Origin of the sequence: Aeromonas sp. s6, assembly GCF_040907815.1 — a bacterium.
Taxonomy (GTDB): Bacteria; Pseudomonadota; Gammaproteobacteria; order Enterobacterales; family Aeromonadaceae; genus Aeromonas; species Aeromonas caviae.
Genome location: NZ_JBFOCN010000089.1, coordinates 1 through 17,340 on the forward strand (window position 1 = coordinate 1; position 17,340 = coordinate 17,340).

The following is a 17,340-nucleotide window of genomic DNA, read 5'->3' on the forward strand; positions in this document are numbered from 1 at the left end:
AAGGCGACTGCGTAATGAATTTCTGGACTTGAGAGGTGCTTACAGCAAACCCGTACTCTGGTCACGCTCTTACTTTGCGGGCTCTTGCGGCGGAGCACCGTTGGAGGTGATCAAGCAATACATTCAAAACCAGCGGGGCTGACGCCCCGGCGAAATTCCCCTCCCACCTACGTCGGAGGGAGTCCCCTTTCGCATTTAAGATGGTGTCGGTCACCACCCTCAATGAGACGCTGAGGCGACAGCTGGAGCCCAGGGCCAGCACGGGGGTTGGGCGGATCAAGGTGATCGAACGACTGGCCAAGGCCGGTGTGCCGGTCGGCGTGCTCGCCGCCCCCATGATCCCCAGGCTCAACGAGCCTGAACTGGAACAGATCATCAAGGCCGCCGTCGACGCCGGGGCGGGCGGTGCGGATTACATCTTGCTGCGATTGCCCCACGAGCTCAGCACCCTCTTTTGCGACTGGCTCGATACGCATTATCCCGGCCAGAAAGAGGCGATCCTCAACCAGCTGCGGGCAAGCCGGGGTGGCTCACTCAACAGCGCCACCTTTGGCAGCCGCATGCGAGGTGAAGGACTGTTTGCCGACCTGCTCGCCCAGCGCTTTCGCCTGATCAGCAGGCGGCTGCAACTGGGCAAGCGCCATATAGCACTCAATACAGCCGCCTTCATCCGCCCGGGCGAGCAGTTGCGTCTGTTCTAAGCACCGTCAGCCCCGTGGTCTCGGCGGGCAGCTCCCCGCTGGGTGGCGCTGTGCAATCAGCTCCGCAGGCAGGCGTGATGGCTCGTGCGCCACCTCCTCCTCATCCACCCTAAGGCGCACCTTCTCCTGCCCTCCCCACATCCGGCTCCACCAGATCTCCCACATTACCCAGCTCGTCATAACAGTGCTCCTGGCAAGCGATGCCTGCCTCTGTGGTGGCCTCATTCAACGCAGGCAGCATGGCTGGCCGTCATGACAGGGCCATGACAGTCGAGTGAAGGAATCGTGTTGATGCGATGGGACCAACCCTGCATATCAGGAAGATGACGCCGTGGCAGGCAGGGCTGCATGCACGGCAGACGGAGCCGGGCAGCAGAGAAGAGAGCTGCTGGGCAAGCACAAGGACGGGGAGAGCCTGCGGTGAGGCGGACAAAAAAAGAGCGACCATCAAGGTCGCTCTTTTGCACCGGACAAAGGGGGACGATTACTCGTCGCCCGCCTCCCCGGTATCGACGGCGCCAGCGTCCGCTGCGGTGTCGGTGCCTTCAGACACCTCCCCTTCAACAGCCAGGGCCTCGGTTTCCTCTTCGTCGCTCTCGGCAACGCGCTGCAGGCCGACTACGGTCTCGTCTTCACCGGTACGGATCAGACGCACACCGCCGGTGTTGCGGCCGATGACGCTCACCTCGGACACCCGGGTACGAACCAGGGTACCGCCGTTGGTGATCAGCATGATCTGGTCGGTATCTTCGACCTGGATCGCATCGATCACCTTGCCGTTGCGCTCATCCACCTTGATGGAGATGACGCCCTGGGTACCACGGCTCTTGGTCGGGTACTCGTCCAGCGCGGTACGCTTGCCGTAACCGTTCTCGGTGGCGGTGAGGATGGCACCATCACCACGGGGCACGATGAGGGAGACCACCTTGTCACCGGCGCCCAGCTTGATGCCGCGCACACCGGCAGCGGTACGACCCATGGGACGTACGCCCTTGAAGGTGCCTTTGCTTTCGGTGCCTTCGCCGTTGTCGCTGCCGTCATCGTCGTTGCCGGCGTCGTCGTCGGTGTCGACTTCGTCAGTGGCATCGGCATCGGCACGACCACTGCCTTCCGCAAAGCGAACCACCTTGCCCGCATCGGAGAAGAGCATGATCTCGTTGCTGCCATCGGTGATGTCCACCCCGATCAGCTCATCACCCTCTTTGAGGTTGATGGCACGGATACCGGAGGAGAGCGGACGGCTGAAGTCAGACAGGCTGGTCTTCTTCACGGTGCCGTTGGCGGTGGCGAAGAAGACATACTTGTCGGCGTCATATTCTTTCACCGGCAGGATGGCGGTGATGCGCTCACCCTCATCCAGCGGCAGCAGGTTGATGATCGGACGACCGCGGGCGCCACGGGACGCTTCCGGTAGCTGATACACCTTGAGCCAGTAGACCTTGCCACGGGTGGAGAAGCACAGAATGGTGTCGTGGGTGTTGGCCACCAGCAGACGCTCCACAAAGTCCTCTTCCTTGATCCGGGTGGCCGACTTTCCACGACCACCGCGGCGCTGGGCCTCGTAGTCGGAGAGCGGCTGATACTTCACATAGCCCTGGTGAGACAAGGTAACGACCACGTCTTCCGGGGTGATCAGATCTTCGATGTTGATCTCGGCACTGGACATGCTGATCTCGGTGCGACGCTCGTCGCCGTACTGCTCGCGCACGGCCAGCAGCTCGTCACGGATCACTTCCATCAGGCGTTCCGGGCTTGCCAGGATGTGCAGCAGCTCGGCGATGAGATCCAGCAGAGATTGGTACTCTTCCAGGATCTTCTCGTGCTCGAGGCCGGTCAGCTTGTGCAGACGCAGGTCAAGGATGGCCTGGGCCTGGATCTCTGTCAGGAAGTACTGCCCTTCACGGATGCCGAACTCGGGCTCCAGCCACTCGGGGCGAGCCGCGTCGTCGCCCGCTTTTTCCAGCATGGCGGCCACGTTGCCGAGCTCCCAGCCCTTGGCTACCAGGGCGGCTTTCGCATCCGCCGGGGTCGCACTGTGGCGAATGAGCTCGATGATGGGGTCGATGTTGGCCAATGCCACCGCCAACCCTTCCAGGATGTGCGCCCGATCCCGCGCCTTGCGCAGCTCGAACACGGTCCGGCGAGTCACCACTTCACGGCGGTGCAGCAGGAAGGCATCCAGGATCTCTTTGAGGTTCATCACCTTGGGCTGGTTGTTGTCCAGCGCCACCATGTTGATGCCGAACGTGGTCTGCATCTGGGTGTGCTTGTAGAGATTGTTCAGCACAATCTCGCCGGACTCGCCGCGCTTGATCTCGATGACGATGCGCATGCCGTCCTTGTCGGACTCATCGCGCAGGGCGCTGATGCCCTCGATTTTCTTCTCTTTGACCAGCTCGGCGATCTTTTCGATCAGGCGAGCCTTGTTCACCTGATAGGGGATCTCGTGGACGATGATGGTCTCGCGACTGGTCTTCTCGTCCACCTCCACTTCAGCCTTGGCCCGCACATAGACGGAGCCGCGACCGGTACGGTACGCCTGCACGATGCCGGAACGGCCGTTGATGATGCCGCCGGTGGGGAAATCCGGGCCGGTGACATGGGTCATCAGCTCGTCAATGGTGAGGTCGCCGTTTTCGATCAGCGCCAGGCAACCGTTGACAATCTCGGTGAGGTTGTGAGGCGGGATGTTGGTCGCCATGCCCACCGCGATACCGGAGGAGCCGTTGACCAGCAAGGTGGGGACCTTGGTGGGCATGACAGCCGGGATCATCTCGGTACCGTCGTAGTTCGGCACCCAGTCCACGGTCTCTTTGTCCAGATCGGCCAGCAGCTCGTGGGAGATGCGCGCCATCCGCACTTCGGTGTAACGCATGGCCGCGGCGTTGTCGCCGTCCACCGAACCGAAGTTGCCCTGACCGTCGACCAGCATGTAGCGCATGGAGAAATCCTGCGCCATCCGGACGATGGTGTCATACACGGCGATGTCGCCATGCGGGTGATATTTACCGATTACGTCACCGACCACACGGGCCGATTTTTTATAGGGCTTGTTCCAGTCGTTCCCCAGCTCGTTCATTGCATACAGAACGCGGCGGTGAACCGGTTTCAAGCCATCACGCACATCCGGCAGAGCTCGTCCTACGATCACGCTCATGGCGTAATCCAGATAGGAACTCTTGAGCTCTTCTTCGATGTTGACCGGCGTGATCTCTCTGGCCAGATCGCTCATAGAAAGCCTTAATCCCTAATTAGTTGTTCTTTGGCTTAAACAGCGCGACATGGTAACACACTGAGCCAAATACATTAAGCCACAAATCCGATGAGCACATCGGGCTGGTGCGACGAGGTCGGTCCGTTATAATGCGCGCCAGGACAATAGATTGCGCGCGCCCAGCCCGCTGCGCGCCTTGCCACAGGATCATCAAAACATGAATAGTGATGCCAATGTCGATCTGACAGAAATCGCCAAATTTGAAGCCATCGCCTCCCGCTGGTGGGACATGGAGGGCGAATTCAAGCCGCTGCATCAAATCAACCCGGTGCGCCTTGACTGGATCACCGACAAGAGCGGCGGCCTGTTTGGCAAGCGCGTGCTCGACATCGGCTGCGGTGGCGGCATCCTCTCCGAGAGCATGGCCCGCCGGGGGGCCCGGGTCACCGGCATCGACATGGGCAAGGAACCCCTCGGCGTCGCCCGCCTCCACGCGCTGGAACAAGGTGTGGAGCTCGAGTACCGCCAGATCACCGCCGAAGCCCACGCCGATGAAGCGCCTGGCCAGTATGACGTGGTTACCTGCATGGAGATGCTGGAGCACGTGCCGGACCCGGCCTCGGTGCTGCGCGCCATCGCCACCCTGGTACGGCCGGGGGGAAAGGTGTTCGTCTCCACCATCAACCGCAACCCCAAAGCCTATCTGATGATGATCCTCGGGGCCGAGTACCTGATGAAGATGGTCCCCAAGGGCACTCACGATCACAAGAAGTTCATCACCCCCGCCGAACTCTGTCGCATGGGGGAAGCGGCGGGCCTCCTGGTGCGGGACATGAGCGGCGTTCACTACGCCCCGCTCTCCAACAGCTTCAAGCTCGGCAAGAATGTCGACGTCAACTACATGGTGGCGTTCGAGCGCCCGGAGCAAGGCTGATGAGCACACCTCACCCGATGCCCCTTGGCTGCGTGCTGTTTGATCTGGACGGCACCCTGCTCGACACCGCCCCAGACCTTGGCGCCGCCGTCAATCACGTGCTGATAAGCGAAGGCTTTGCCCCGCTCTCTGAGGACATCATCCGTCAGACCACCTCCCACGGGGCCCTCGGGCTGCTCAGGGCAGGTCTTGGGGACGAGCTGCTGGAGGAGCTGGGGGCCACCCGCCTTCGCACCGCCCTGCTCGACTACTACGCCGCCAACCTCTGCGTCGGCACCCGCCCCTATGAAGGCATGGTGGATCTCATCGAGTGGCTCGACGAGAAAAAGCTGCCCTGGGGCATTGTCACCAACAAGCCGGGCTTTCTCACCGAACCGCTCCTGGCAGCCCTGCCTGAACTCGCCAGTTGCGGCGTGACGGTGAGCGCCGACACCCTGCCGGTGCGCAAGCCCGACCCAGCCCCCATGTTCTTTGCCTGCGAGCGCCTCGGCATCGCGGCGAGCCAGTGTCTCTATGTGGGGGATCACGTGCGCGACATCGAGGCCGGCCGCAATGCCGGCATGCGTACCGCAGTGGCTGGCTGGGGTTATCTCAATGATGACGAGGATCCGGCCCTCTGGGGCGCCGATCTTCACTTTGATACCGTGCAGGCCCTGCACCACTGGCTGCGTTACGAACTGAGCTGACACGTTCATTGCCCATGACCGACAAGGCATCCGGATAGAGGTGGATCTGCGGGGCAACTTTGATGTTGTCCCGATGGCCATGTGGGCATCTGCCCCGGCGCGCAGCTCCCCCAGCAGCGCACCAGAGGGATCCCGGACGATCCCTCTTTTTACGGGCTTGGCAACCCCCCGAACGGCGTAACAGGACACCTTTTGACCCTGACTGCACAAGGGATGAGCAGGCCGGATTTGCTAGTAAAAACACCCTGCTTTCGCAAGCAAAAAAAGTTATTTTAATTTTCCATCTTCGATCTCCGGACTTGCATTTGACGGATCGGACGGATGAAAACCCGTTCGCTGTGAGCGTCCACTAACTCCCGTCCCGACACCCACAATTTATCCACAGCTAATGCGTTATCCACAGATTGCATTACCGCATCGACCTCACTATCTTGTAGTTCGCATTAAAAATAACACTACATCTTGTGATTCATCGCACAATCCCTGCCCAGTTTCCCTCGACAGACGGAGCCGGGTTGCGCCATTGTGCGATGGCTTTTCGGGAATCAACCGATACCGGCAGGTATCAATGAAAGGGGTCATCAGCCAATGAACTTGTTTGTGACGAAGCGTAACGGACACAAAGAACCCATCGATCTGGATAAAATTCACCGTGTGCTCGACTGGGCTGCCGAGAAGCTCGACAACGTGTCGGTCTCCCAGGTGGAGCTCAAGTCCCACATCCAGTTCTATGACGGTATCCGTACCGCCGACATCCACGAGACCATCATCAAGGCTGCTGCTGACCTCATCTCCGAGCAAAGCCCGGACTACCAGTACATGGCTGCCCGTCTGGCCATCTTCCACCTGCGCAAGAAGGCCTACGGCCAGTTCGAGCCGCCCCACCTGTATCAGCACGTCGCCAGACTGGTGGACATGGGCAAGTACGACAAGCACCTGCTGGAAGACTACACCCAGGCGGAATTTGAGGAGCTGAACGGCTACCTCGATCACTGGCGCGACATGGACTTCTCCTACGCGGCGGTCAAGCAGCTCGAAGGCAAGTACCTGGTACAGAACCGCGTCACCGGCGAGATCTACGAGAGCCCGCAGTTCCTCTACATCCTGGTAGCGGCCTGCCTCTTCTCCAAGTATCCGAAAGATACTCGTCTGGACTACATCAAGCGCTTCTATGATGCGGTCTCGACCTTCAAGATCTCCCTGCCGACCCCGATCATGAGCGGCGTGCGCACCCCGACTCGCCAGTTCAGCTCCTGCGTGCTGATCGAGTGCGACGACAGCCTGGATTCCATCAATGCCACCGCCAGCGCCATCGTGCGCTACGTGTCCCAGCGCGCCGGCATCGGCATCAACGCTGGCCGCATCCGTGGTCTGGGCAGCCCCATCCGTGGCGGCGAAGCCTTCCACACCGGCTGCATCCCCTTCTACAAATACTTCCAGACTGCGGTGAAGTGCTGCTCCCAGGGCGGCGTGCGCGGCGGTGCGGCCACCCTCTTCTACCCGCTGTGGCACACCGAGGTGGAGAGCCTGCTGGTACTGAAGAACAACCGCGGCGTGGAAGAGAACCGGGTCCGTCACATGGACTACGGCGTGCAGATCAACAAGCTGATGTACCAGCGCCTCATCAAGGGCGGTGACATCACCCTGTTCTCCCCGTCCGATGCACCCGGCCTCTATGACGCCTTCTTCGCGGACCAGGACAAGTTCGAAGCGCTCTACGTCAAGTACGAGCAGGATCCGGCCATTCGCAAGAAGACCCTGAAGGCGGTGGATCTCTTCTCCCTGATGATGCAGGAGCGCGCAGGTACCGGCCGCATCTACATCCAGAACGTGGATCACTGCAACACCCACAGCCCGTTCGATCCGAGCGTGGCGCCGGTACGCCAGTCCAACCTCTGCCTCGAGATTGCGCTGCCCACCAAGCCGCTCAACAACGTGGATGACGAGGACGGCGAAATTGCCCTGTGCACTCTCTCCGCCTTCAACCTGGGCGCCATCGAGAAGCTGGAAGATCTGGAAGAGATGGCCGAGCTGGCCGTGCGCGCTCTGGACGCCCTGCTCGACTATCAGGACTACCCGCTCAAGGCAGCCAAGAAGGGCAGCATGAACCGCCGCACCTTGGGTATCGGCGTCATCAACTACGCCTACTACCTGGCGAAAAACGGTGCCCGCTACTCCGACGGTTCCGGTCTGGCCCTGACCCACCGCACCTTCGAGGCGATCCAGTACTACCTGCTGAAGGCCTCCGTGCAACTGGCCCGCGAGTTCGGCCCCTGCCCGGCCTTCAACGAGACCACCTATGCCCAGGGTATCCTGCCTATCGATACCTATAAAAAGGATCTGGACACTCTGTGCAATGAACCCCTGCACCTGGACTGGGAAACCTTGCGCGAAGAGATCAAGACCGTGGGTTTGCGCAACTCCACCCTGACCGCCCTGATGCCGAGCGAGACCTCCAGCCAGATCTCCAACGCCACCAACGGCATCGAGCCGCCCCGCGGCCTGGTGTCGGTGAAAGCCTCCAAGGATGGCATCCTCAAGCAGGTGGTGCCGGAGTATCACCGCCTGAAGGATCAGTACGAACTGCTGTGGAAACAGCCGAGCGTCGACGGTTACCTGCAGCTGGTCGGCATCATGCAGAAGTTCGTGGATCAGGCGATCTCCGCCAACACCAACTACGACCCTGCCCGCTTCGAAGGCAACAAGGTGCCGATGAAGCAGTTGCTCAAAGACTTGCTGACTGCCTACAAATACGGTCTCAAGACCCTCTACTATCACAACACCCGTGATGGTGCCGACGACACCCAGACCGATCTGCAAGATGACGGCTGCGCTGGCGGGGCTTGCAAGATCTAACCGCGAAACGCACTGATAAACCGGGCGGGAGCATCAAGCTCCCGCCCTCCTGTTTTCCCTATTTCACGGCATTCGAACCATGGCTTACTCTACTTTTTGCCAGACCCAAAACGATCAGCTCAAGGAGCCGATGTTCTTCGGCCAGTCGGTCAACGTGGCCCGTTATGATCAGCAAAAGCACGACATCTTCGAGCGGCTGATCGAGAAGCAGCTCTCCTTCTTCTGGCGCCCGGAAGAGGTGGATGTCTCCCACGACCGCATCGACTTCCAGGCTCTGCCGCCCCACGAGCAGCACATCTTCATCTCCAACCTGAAGTACCAGACCCTGCTGGATTCCATTCAGGGCCGCAGCCCCAACGTGGCCCTGCTGCCCCTGGTCTCCATTCCGGAGCTGGAGACCTGGATCGAGACCTGGGCCTTCTCCGAGACCATCCACTCTCGCTCCTACACCCACATCATCCGCAACATCGTCAACAACCCGGGCCAGGTGTTCGACGACATCGTGACCAACGAGCAGATCTTGAAGCGCGCCGGCTCAATCAGCCACTTCTATGACGATCTCATCGAGGCCACCTCCGTCTATCACCTGCACGGTGAGGGAACCCACCGGATCGGGGATCGCGAAGTCACCATCAGCCTGCGGGAGCTCAAGAAGAAGCTCTACCTGTGCCTGATGAGCGTCAACGCCCTCGAAGCAATCCGCTTCTACGTGAGCTTCGCCTGCTCCTTCGCCTTCGCCGAGCGCGAGCTGATGGAGGGCAACGCCAAGATCATCAAGATGATCGCCCGTGACGAAGCGCTGCACCTGACCGGTACCCAGCACATGCTGAACCTGATGCGCAGCGGCAACGACGATCCCGACATGGCGGAGATCGCCGTCGAGTGCGAGCAGGCCTGCTTCGAGCTGTTCAAGGAAGCGGCCCTGCAGGAGAAGGAGTGGGCCGAGTACCTGTTCCAGGACGGCTCCATGATCGGCCTGAACAAGGACATCCTCTGCCAGTACGTGGAATACATCACCAACCTGCGCATGGCGGCGGTGGGCTTGCAACCGGCCTTTGCCGGCACCAAGCAGAACCCCATTCCCTGGATCAACACCTGGCTCTCCTCCGACAACGTGCAGGTAGCGCCTCAGGAAGTGGAAGTGAGCTCCTATCTGGTGGGTCAGATCGACAGCGAAGTGCACGCCGACGATCTCGGTGACTTCGAGCTGTGATTGCGCGCGCCTGGGCAGACGGCAACCTTCATGCCGTCTCTTGGTGAGGTCTTGCCGTGAGTGAGGCCATCGGCACCCTGCCCCCCGCCCCGTCGCTGAGAGACGCCGAGCACGAGGCCGCAACGCCACGGGTCCATACCCGGGACGGGGTGCTGCACGCCCATCCCGGCGAGAGCGTGCTGGAAACCCTGGAGCGCCACGGCCACAGGCTCGAGTTCCAGTGTCGCAGCGGCTACTGCGGCGCCTGCCGTACCCCGCTGCTGGCGGGCAAGGTGCACTACGCCGCCGTCCCGCTCGCCTTTGTCTCCCAGGGGGAGTGCCTCCCCTGCTGCTGCCAGCCGGTGGGCGCCATCAAGCTCGATATCCGAAAGGGCTGACGGCCCTTATCGCCAGATCTGCCCCGCAAACAAAAAGCCGCCGGATTGCTCCGGCGGCTTTTTTCATGGGAATCTCCCATCTCTTGAGGGAAATGAGGGGCCATGGCCCCTCTTACATTACAACCCGGGGGCGTTACAACCAGGGGGCGGCAGTCGGCCCGTGGTGCAGACCCAGCTTCCAGACCCGGCCAAAGTGCTTATAGTGACCGGCCGCGACACCGGCCTTCTCACCCATACCGTGGTAGAGATCGAGGTGCCCCTTCTTCACCGCGCCCCCCACATCCAGCGCAATCAGCAGCCGCAGCTGGTGCTTGCCGGTCCAGTTGCCCTCTTTGTCCAGCAGCGGTACTTCCGCGAGGATAGGGGTGCCCATGGGCAGCAGAGTCTTGTCGGCAGCCACCGCCGCCATGGGCAAGAGCGGAATGCCGGCGGCCCCCACCACGTCGTTGGTGGGACGGCGCTCGAAGAAGACATAGGAGGGGTTCTGCTCCACCAGCTCCTTCACGCTCTCTTCCGGCTGACGATTGGCCCACTCCTTGATGGCCTTCATGGACATCTGCTCCTTGGGCACTTCGCCACGGTCGATGAGCACCCGGCCAATGCTGACATAGCCGTGGCCGTTCTTGCCGCTGTAGCCGAGGTACTGCAACCGGTCGTCATCGCCGTAGTGAACAAAGCCGGAACCCTGCACGTCCATCAGGAAGTTGTCGATGAGGGATTTGCTGTAGCCCAGCTCCAGCCCCCGGTTGGCCAGCGCCCCCCGGTGGATCTCGGCCCGGCTCGGGCAGCGACCGCCGCAGTTGGGCATGGCATAGATGGGATACTTGTACTGGGCGTCCGGGCGATGGCGCACCTCCAGCACCGGCGAGTAGTAGCCGGTGAAGAGCACGTTGCCCATGCGGTCGGCACCGCCAAGCTGCGCCAGGCTGATGCCGTACTGGGTGATATGGGCGGGATTGCCCCCATTGGCGACCCAGCGGGAGAGCTGACGGTAGAGCTCCCCATAGCGGCTCGCCATACGGCCGGAGCGCTCCAGCACCAGCCGGCTCTGGGGGCCGAACTTGCTGTAATCGGCGCGGGCGCGGCTGTTGACCCGCTCCACCCGCACCAGATCCCCCGGCAGGGCACCATCCAGATACTGCTTGCCCAGATTCACAGGGATCTCGCAGTTCAGAAAACATCCGGATTCCGCCTTCTTCTGGGGCACCTTGACCGGTTCAGGGTTGCCCGCACAACCGGCCAGCCCCACCACGGCGGCGGCCAACCAGTACGCATGTCTATTCATATGTCCTCATATAACACCGAGTGTCTTGCACGGCGGGGAAGATGCCAAAATTGCCCGGGGAAAGCAAACGCCTTCACGCCCCTGACGACGGATTTCTCCTGCCGTGATCTTCTGGGTTATAACAAGGTGACAAGGTGTGAGAGGTCATGGATGGAACAGCTCGAAATCTTCCCACTCCAGAGCCCCTGTGTCGGGGTCTGCGAACTGAACAACAAGGGGTATTGCAAGGGATGCCTGCGAAGCCGCGAGGAGCGTTTCAACTGGCTTGCCATGACCCCTGCCCAGCAGCAGGAGGTGATGCGTCTGTGCCGCAGCCGCAAGGCCAGGGTCGAGGCCGCTCGCCGCAAGGCGCAGGCCGCAGAGGCGGCCGATCCGCCGCCCCCGCCGGGCTGGGATTTTTAAATCCCCCTTTGCCCCTCCCCTCAACAAGAAAGGCGGCCCCAGGGCCGCCTTGTCATGAAGGGTGTGTCACGCCGTGACGTCCTCAGGCGGTCGCCAGCTTGGCCTGCTCCTCGCCACGCTTGAGCATAGCGTAGGCCACCCCGGTCACCAGAGAACCGGCCGCGATCGCCAGGATGTACATCATCACATGGCTGATGGCGTTCGGGATGAAGAGCACGAACAGACCGCCGTGGGGTGCCACCAGCTCGCAGCCGAACAGCATGGAGAGCGCACCGGTCAGGGCGCCGCCCGCCATGCAGGCCGGGATGACGCGCATGGGGTCCTTGGCGGCAAACGGGATGGCCCCCTCGGAGATGAAGCACAGACCCAGCACGAAGGAGGCCTTGCCTGCTTCCTGCTCCGCCTTGATGAACTTTCTGCTGGCCAGGAAGGTCGCGATCCCCATCCCCAGTGCAGGCACCATGCCGGCGGCCATGACCGCTGCCATGGGGGCATAGGTCTTGGAGGCGAGCAGGCCGACACCGAAGGCATAGGCCGCCTTGTTGACCGGGCCACCCATGTCGAAGCACATCATGGCGCCGATGATGACACCCAGCAGCACGGCGTTGGCAGAGCCCATGTTGTTGAGGAACTCGGTCATGGCATTCATGATGCCCGCCACCGGGCCACCCACCACGTAGATCATCACCAGACCGGTGAACAGGCTGGCAAAGAGCGGAATGATGAGGATGGGCTTGAGGGCTTCCAGGGTGACCGGCAGGCGCACCTTGTCACTCAGGAACTTGGCGCTGTAACCGGCGAGGAAGCCGCCGACGATGCCGCCAAGGAAACCGGCGCCGAGCGAGCTTGCCAGCATACCGGCGATCATGCCGGGCGCCAGACCCGGACGGTCGGCGATGGAGTAGGCGATGTAGCCTGCCAGCACCGGGATCATCAGGGCGAAGGCGGAGCCGCCACCGATCTTCATCAGGGCCGCGGCCAGCGTCCCCTCTTCCTTGAACGCTTCAATGCCGAAGATGAAGGAGAGCGCGATGATAAGGCCCCCCGCTACCACCATGGGCAGCATGAAGGAGACACCGGTCAGCAGGTGCTTGTAGGGGCCCGCCTTTTCCTCTTTCTTGACCGCAGCCGCGCCGCTGTGGCGATAGACCTTCGCCTCGGTCCAGGCCTTGTCGAGCTCGGCCCGGGTTTTCTTGAGCGCCGCCCCCGTGCTGGTGCGATAGACCGGCTTGCCATCAAAGCGCGCCATGTCCACCTCAATGTCAGTGGCGAGGAACACCAGATCGGCGGCGGCAATCTCGTCCGCCGTCAAGGCATTCTGGGCACCGACCGAGCCCTGGGTTTCGACGCGGATCTGGTGACCCAGCTGCTTGGCCATGGTCTCCAGGGCCTCGGCCGACATGAAGGTGTGGGCCACCCCGGTCGGACAGGCCGTCACCGCCACGATGCGCTTGGCACCGCTGGTCGGTTTGGCAACGGCAGGTGCCGCCTCATGGCGATAGACGCTGGCACCGCTTCGCGCGGCTTCCAGCAGGGCAGCGGGATCCTGGAGCGCCAGATCCATGTCGCCCCGATAGAGCGACTTGCCGTCATAGGCGGCCAGATCCACCGGTGCGCTGGCAACGACCAGCACCAGGTCGGCGGCGGCAATCTGCTCTTTCGAGGGAACCTGACGGGGCTGCACGCTGGACTCGACGTCGAGGGTGAGCTCCCAGCCAGCCAGTTTGGCCTGCTGTTCTATCCGTTTTGCAGCCAGAAAGCTGGTGGCAATGCCCGCCGGGCAAGCCGTAACCAGAATTGCTTTCATTGGGCATCTCCTGAGTTAGCCATCAAATGGGGTTGGGGTTGAGTCGGTGCCAGATCATCCAGACGCTGTACGCGCACCTGCTCGAGTAACGGTTTGAGCACATTGATATCGTTGAAGCCGACCGCGACCTGGCTCACCGCCAGTGCCGAGACGGCGGTGGCCAGACGCAGGGTCTGCTCCGGCGTCCAGTCTAGGCTCATGCCATGGACCAGGCCCGCCACCAGGGAGTCGCCGGCACCCACGGTGCTGACCACCTCCATGCGCGGCGGAATCGCCTGCCAGGTGGCATCCGGTGCAAACCAGATGAGGCCGTCGGCACCATTGGAGATCACCACGTTGGGGATCCCGCTTGCCTGCAGCGCGCGGGCGCACTCGGCCTGCTCGCTCAGGGTCTTCACGGGACGACCGGCCCACTGGCTCAGCTCTTCCAGGTTGGGTTTGACCAGGGTCGGCGCCGCCTTGATCCCTTCGCTCAACGCCGCGCCGCTGCAATCGAAGATCACCTGCTTGCCCTTGGCCTTGAGCAGGCGGATCAGATGGCCACAGTAATCGGGGGACACCCCTTTGGGCAGGCTGCCCGCCAGCACGAACCAGTCGGTGTGGGGAGCCAGTCGCTCCAGCGCCGCTTCCAGGGCGCTGACATCGCCTTCCTGCACGGCGAGTCCCGGCAGATTGAGATCGGTCACCTGGCCGGATTGTTCGGAGATCTTGACGTTGATCCGGGTGTCGCCCGCCACGCGCACGAAGTGATCGGCAAGGGCACGTTCCTCGAACAGGGAGACGAAGCTCTGCTGGTTGCCCTCACCGAGCCAGCCGGTCAGGCCTACGTCACGGCCGAGATCTTTCAAGACCATGGCGACGTTGATCCCCTTGCCCGCGGCGCGCAAGTTGGCCTCGCTCACCAGATTGACCTCGCCAGGGTGCATGGCCTCCAGACGGGTGGTGAGATCGAGCGCGGGATTGAGGGTGATGGTGACGATGTCCATCAGTGCGCCCCCTCGCCCAAGCCGGCGGCAATGGCTTCGCCAATGCCCTTGAGGGCTGCTTCGGCATCCGCTCCTTCGGCGCGAAACGCCAGACGATGACCGCACTTGACCCCAAGCCCGATCACCTTCATCAGGCTCTTGGCAGAGACGGCTTCACCGCTGCCATCGAGGTTGGCGACGCGGATGTCGGATTCATACTCCTTGGCCACCTTGACCAGCATGGCGCCCGGACGGGCGTGCAGACCGTGGGGGTTGATGATGGTGAAGGTCTCGGACAGCCCGCTCGCCGGACCCGCCTGCAACATGGCAAGACCGTCGCTGCCAGAAAGGGTGGCCAGCTGGCCGGCTGCGGCCAGCTTGGCCAGATTCTCGAGTTGCGGCAAATGGCCGCTATCTGCGGCACACAGCAGCAGCAGGGCGCTGACCGGCAATTCACCGACGTTCAGCGGGGTGCTCGGGGTGGCCAGCACCCAACCGGTCTGGGCCGCTTGCGCACGGGCCAGCCAGATGCCCTCCCCCAGGTGAACAGGCTGGCTGGCCAGGAGGGCGCTCACCATGGCGGCGTCTCCCCAGCCTGCGGATTTGGCGCGGGCCGCAGCCCCCAGCAGCAACTGCTCCTGGTCGTCGGCCGGGAAGTCCGCCAGGGTCAGGTATTGCACCTCTTTGGCGGCAGTCGCGCCAGTCAGGATATTGATGATGGTCTCTTCGTCGGTCGCCCCCTTGAGCTGGGCTGCGGCCTGCTCGTCACCCAGCACGTGGGTGAGCTGGCGCAAAATGCCCAGATGCTCGTCGGACTTGGCGGCGATGCCGATGGCGACGTAGGCAATCTGCCCCTCGTCCCACTCGATGCCGTGGGGGAACTGGGCTACCATGACGCCGGTGCTCTTCACCAGATGACGGGTGTCCGTGGTGCCGTGGGGAATGGCAATACCGCTGCCAAGATAGGTGGCGTGCTGCGCTTCCCGCGCCAGCATGCCGTCCACGTAACCTGCTTCAACCAGACCGGCGTCGGTCAGTTTGCTTGCCAGCAGTGCGATGGCGTCCGCCTTGGTCGTCACCGATTGTCCCAGCAGGATTTGCTGTCGCGCCAACTTCAACATAGAGATTCTCCATCAGGTCCGGCTTCGCCTCGCGGCGTACCGGCTCAACTCAACTCGATTTTCGGGTAACTTGCCTGCTGACAATAGACGGTGATCTCTCGCTTTGGTGAGCCGGAACCCATTTCCAAGTGCAGATAATCATCCGTTACTGACAAGCTGAATCGTTTCATTTACACTCAGACTGAATCGTTTCAGCGCATTGTTCAAGATCCCGCAGAAAGTACGTTTCAATGATATGATCCCGCGCACACTTTTCGGCGCCCCAACCAGGAACCGGCGCGGGCCTTGCAACTCAAACAGAGCCAACATGATGAAACTGGATGAAATCGCCGCGCTGGCCGGTGTCTCTCGCACCACCGCCAGCTATGTGATCAATGGCAAGGCCGATCAATACCGCATCAGCCAGGCAACCCGCGACAAGGTGATGGCCGTGGTCCATGCCCACAACTATCAGCCGGACAGCCGCGCCGCCTCCCTGCGCGGCGGCCAGACCCGCACCCTCGGCTTCATCCTGCCCGACCTCGAAAACGCCAGTTACGCCAAGCTCGCCAAGCGCCTGGAGCAAGGGGCCCGCACCCAGGGATATCAGTTGCTCATCGTCTGCTCGGAGGACGATCCGGACACCGAAAAGGAGCTGGCCCGGATGCTGGTGAGCCGCCATGTGGACGCGCTCCTGGTGGCAAGCTGCCTCCCCCCGGCGGATCCCTTCTACCTGGAGCAGCAGTCCAGGGGCGTGCAGATCCTCGCCATCGACCGTGCCATGACCACCGAGCACTTCGTCACCGTGGCGAGTGAAAACCAGAAGGCGAGCCTGGACCTCACCACCTCCCTGCTCACCCCGGCCATCGGTCATATCGCCTTGATCACTGCACTGCCGGAACTGACGATCAGTCAGGAGCGAAAAGCGGGCTTCGAACAGGCCATTGCCAGTCACAGTGCGACCCGCCACCTGTGTGAAGGGGCCCACTTCTCGCGCACCGAAGGGTATCGCCTGATCAAGACGCTCCATCAGCAGCTCGGGCAACTGCCCGAGGCGCTGATCACCACCTCCTACATCCTGATGGAGGGGGTGCTCGACTACCTGCTGGAGCAGGAGGCTGACATGAGCCAGCTCGCCATGGCTACCTTCGGGGATGACCGCCTGCTCGATTTCCTCCCCTTTGGCATCAACTCCCTGCCCCAGCAGCACGACGCCCTGGCAAGCCAGGCCCTGACGCTGGCCCTCAAGGCGGTCAATGGCGACTACCAGAGCGGCCTGCACTATGTGAGCCGTACCCTCAAACGCCGCCGCTGACCCGACCACGACGCACCACCCCGGGGGCGGCCCGCCGTGCCAGCCCCTGAGCCTCCTCCCCCACACCTGCTTGTGTTCTCCCCTGTTGTCTCAGCTTTTGCCCTGCGCCTTCTGGCTTTGAGGTGATCTGCCGGGCGGCAACCCCGCCGGCAGGGTTGGCCACCCCGCGCCAGGACCCGTTTATCGGCGCCTCGGCTCGATATAAGTGAAAATGATGGCTTTTTGGAGTATGACCCGATGTTTGCTTATATCGGGCCAGTCGCACCACCAGGGCCCCGTGTTACCCTCTGCAAGCCCTGTTGCCGCCAACGCGGGCGCTCTCGATGTCGACCCGCAACGCAGCCTGACGGGCGGCCTCCCCTTGAGGGGCGCATTTTTTCGGCGCATGGCGCAATGTGTCACTTTTTATTGCCACCCCTCGGCTTGCCACAGCACAAAATCCGCTTTTAAGGGGTTGTTTCCGCCATTTCAATCCGCTAACTTGG

General features: G+C 62.1%; 14 protein-coding genes and 1 pseudogene. 9 read left to right on the forward strand and 6 right to left on the reverse strand.

Annotation, left to right across the window (positions count from 1 at the left end):
* The coding region (locus AB5Y50_RS13745) for a transposase (protein WP_319861765.1) at nucleotides 1-142 on the forward strand (142 nt) is incomplete at its 5' end.
* Between the two features lie 58 nt (nucleotides 143-200).
* Nucleotides 201-701, forward strand: a pseudogene (locus AB5Y50_RS13750) (radical SAM protein); the annotation flags it as partial.
* Between the two features lie 6 nt (nucleotides 702-707).
* Here the strand turns inward: AB5Y50_RS13750 and AB5Y50_RS13755 are convergent.
* Together AB5Y50_RS13755 and gyrA are read right to left on the reverse strand one after the other, a co-directional pair.
* Nucleotides 708-881 (reverse strand): hypothetical protein, encoded by a 174-nt coding sequence (locus AB5Y50_RS13755; RefSeq protein WP_164882853.1) that lies wholly within the window; start codon nucleotides 879-881, stop codon nucleotides 708-710.
* 304 nt (nucleotides 882-1,185) lie between these two features.
* The gene (gene gyrA, locus AB5Y50_RS13760) at nucleotides 1,186-3,933 is read right to left on the reverse strand and encodes a DNA topoisomerase (ATP-hydrolyzing) subunit A (RefSeq protein ID WP_041211452.1); all 2,748 of its coding nucleotides are present in this window, start codon (nucleotides 3,931-3,933) and stop codon (nucleotides 1,186-1,188) included.
* Nucleotides 3,934-4,132: 199 nt separating this feature from the next.
* On the opposite strand from gyrA, the gene ubiG reads away from it, so the two are divergent.
* From ubiG to yfaE, 5 genes are all read left to right on the forward strand, one after another.
* On the forward strand, nucleotides 4,133-4,849 hold the full coding sequence (gene ubiG, locus AB5Y50_RS13765; protein ID WP_041211453.1) for a bifunctional 2-polyprenyl-6-hydroxyphenol methylase/3-demethylubiquinol 3-O-methyltransferase UbiG: 717 nt from the start codon (nucleotides 4,133-4,135) through the stop codon (nucleotides 4,847-4,849).
* Nucleotides 4,849-5,535, forward strand: coding sequence for an HAD family hydrolase (locus AB5Y50_RS13770; RefSeq protein ID WP_041211454.1), 687 nt, complete (start codon nucleotides 4,849-4,851; stop codon nucleotides 5,533-5,535). The genes ubiG and AB5Y50_RS13770 overlap by 1 nt, the downstream gene beginning before the upstream one ends.
* Before the next feature lie 588 nt (nucleotides 5,536-6,123).
* A complete protein-coding gene (nrdA, locus tag AB5Y50_RS13775; RefSeq protein WP_010674815.1) occupies nucleotides 6,124-8,391 on the forward strand; it encodes a class 1a ribonucleoside-diphosphate reductase subunit alpha in 2,268 nt (755 codons plus the stop codon).
* Nucleotides 8,392-8,470: 79 nt separating this feature from the next.
* A complete protein-coding gene (gene nrdB / locus AB5Y50_RS13780; protein WP_010674816.1) occupies nucleotides 8,471-9,604 on the forward strand; it encodes a class Ia ribonucleoside-diphosphate reductase subunit beta in 1,134 nt (377 codons plus the stop codon).
* 77 nt (nucleotides 9,605-9,681) lie between these two features.
* Entirely contained in the window at nucleotides 9,682-9,981 is a 300-nt protein-coding gene (gene yfaE, locus AB5Y50_RS13785) for a class I ribonucleotide reductase maintenance protein YfaE (protein ID WP_272939652.1), read from the forward strand.
* A gap of 133 nt (nucleotides 9,982-10,114) precedes the next feature.
* On the opposite strand, the gene mltA is transcribed toward yfaE, so the two are convergent.
* Nucleotides 10,115-11,266 carry a murein transglycosylase A gene (mltA, locus tag AB5Y50_RS13790; RefSeq protein WP_113977999.1) on the reverse strand — a complete coding sequence of 384 codons (1,152 nt, stop codon included), beginning with the start codon at nucleotides 11,264-11,266 and terminating at the stop codon, nucleotides 10,115-10,117.
* 150 nt (nucleotides 11,267-11,416) lie between these two features.
* Between mltA and AB5Y50_RS13795 the strand changes: the two genes are divergently transcribed.
* Entirely contained in the window at nucleotides 11,417-11,668 is a 252-nt protein-coding gene (locus AB5Y50_RS13795) for a DUF1289 domain-containing protein (RefSeq protein WP_039040754.1), read from the forward strand.
* Nucleotides 11,669-11,750: 82 nt separating this feature from the next.
* On the opposite strand, the gene fruA is transcribed toward AB5Y50_RS13795, so the two are convergent.
* Genes fruA through fruB form a run of 3 tightly spaced genes read right to left on the reverse strand, consistent with a single transcriptional unit; the run spans nucleotide 11,751 to nucleotide 15,561 of the window.
* A complete protein-coding gene (gene fruA, locus AB5Y50_RS13800; RefSeq protein WP_049636759.1) occupies nucleotides 11,751-13,475 on the reverse strand; it encodes a PTS fructose transporter subunit IIBC in 1,725 nt (574 codons plus the stop codon).
* Nucleotides 13,472-14,461, reverse strand: coding sequence for a 1-phosphofructokinase (gene pfkB / locus AB5Y50_RS13805; RefSeq protein ID WP_113977997.1), 990 nt, complete (start codon nucleotides 14,459-14,461; stop codon nucleotides 13,472-13,474). The genes fruA and pfkB overlap by 4 nt, the downstream gene beginning before the upstream one ends.
* Entirely contained in the window at nucleotides 14,461-15,561 is a 1,101-nt protein-coding gene (fruB, locus tag AB5Y50_RS13810; protein WP_049636761.1) for a fused PTS fructose transporter subunit IIA/HPr protein, read from the reverse strand. Before fruB ends, pfkB begins: the two co-directional genes overlap by 1 nt.
* Before the next feature lie 307 nt (nucleotides 15,562-15,868).
* Here fruB and cra point away from each other — a divergent pair, with 307 nt between their 5' ends.
* The gene (cra, locus tag AB5Y50_RS13815) at nucleotides 15,869-16,855 is read left to right on the forward strand and encodes a catabolite repressor/activator (RefSeq protein WP_161648280.1); all 987 of its coding nucleotides are present in this window, start codon (nucleotides 15,869-15,871) and stop codon (nucleotides 16,853-16,855) included.
* The last annotated feature ends 485 nt before the right edge of the window (nucleotides 16,856-17,340 follow it).

Excerpts from the sequence above, each read along its gene's own strand:
- pfkB (WP_113977997.1), bottom strand. The coding sequence starts at position 14,461 with ATGGACATCGTCACCATCACCCTCAATCCCGCGCTCGATCTCACCACC.
- AB5Y50_RS13755 (WP_164882853.1), bottom strand. The coding sequence starts at position 881 with ATGACGAGCTGGGTAATGTGGGAGATCTGGTGGAGCCGGATGTGGGGA.
- gyrA (WP_041211452.1), bottom strand. The coding sequence starts at position 3,933 with ATGAGCGATCTGGCCAGAGAGATCACGCCGGTCAACATCGAAGAAGAG.
- mltA (WP_113977999.1), bottom strand. The coding sequence starts at position 11,266 with ATGAATAGACATGCGTACTGGTTGGCCGCCGCCGTGGTGGGGCTGGCC.
- fruB (WP_049636761.1), bottom strand. The coding sequence starts at position 15,561 with ATGTTGAAGTTGGCGCGACAGCAAATCCTGCTGGGACAATCGGTGACG.
- ubiG (WP_041211453.1), top strand. The coding sequence starts at position 4,133 with ATGAATAGTGATGCCAATGTCGATCTGACAGAAATCGCCAAATTTGAA.
- fruA (WP_049636759.1), bottom strand. The coding sequence starts at position 13,475 with ATGAAAGCAATTCTGGTTACGGCTTGCCCGGCGGGCATTGCCACCAGC.
- AB5Y50_RS13770 (WP_041211454.1), top strand. The coding sequence starts at position 4,849 with ATGAGCACACCTCACCCGATGCCCCTTGGCTGCGTGCTGTTTGATCTG.
- nrdB (WP_010674816.1), top strand. The coding sequence starts at position 8,471 with ATGGCTTACTCTACTTTTTGCCAGACCCAAAACGATCAGCTCAAGGAG.
- cra (WP_161648280.1), top strand. The coding sequence starts at position 15,869 with ATGATGAAACTGGATGAAATCGCCGCGCTGGCCGGTGTCTCTCGCACC.
- nrdA (WP_010674815.1), top strand. The coding sequence starts at position 6,124 with ATGAACTTGTTTGTGACGAAGCGTAACGGACACAAAGAACCCATCGAT.
- AB5Y50_RS13795 (WP_039040754.1), top strand. The coding sequence starts at position 11,417 with ATGGAACAGCTCGAAATCTTCCCACTCCAGAGCCCCTGTGTCGGGGTC.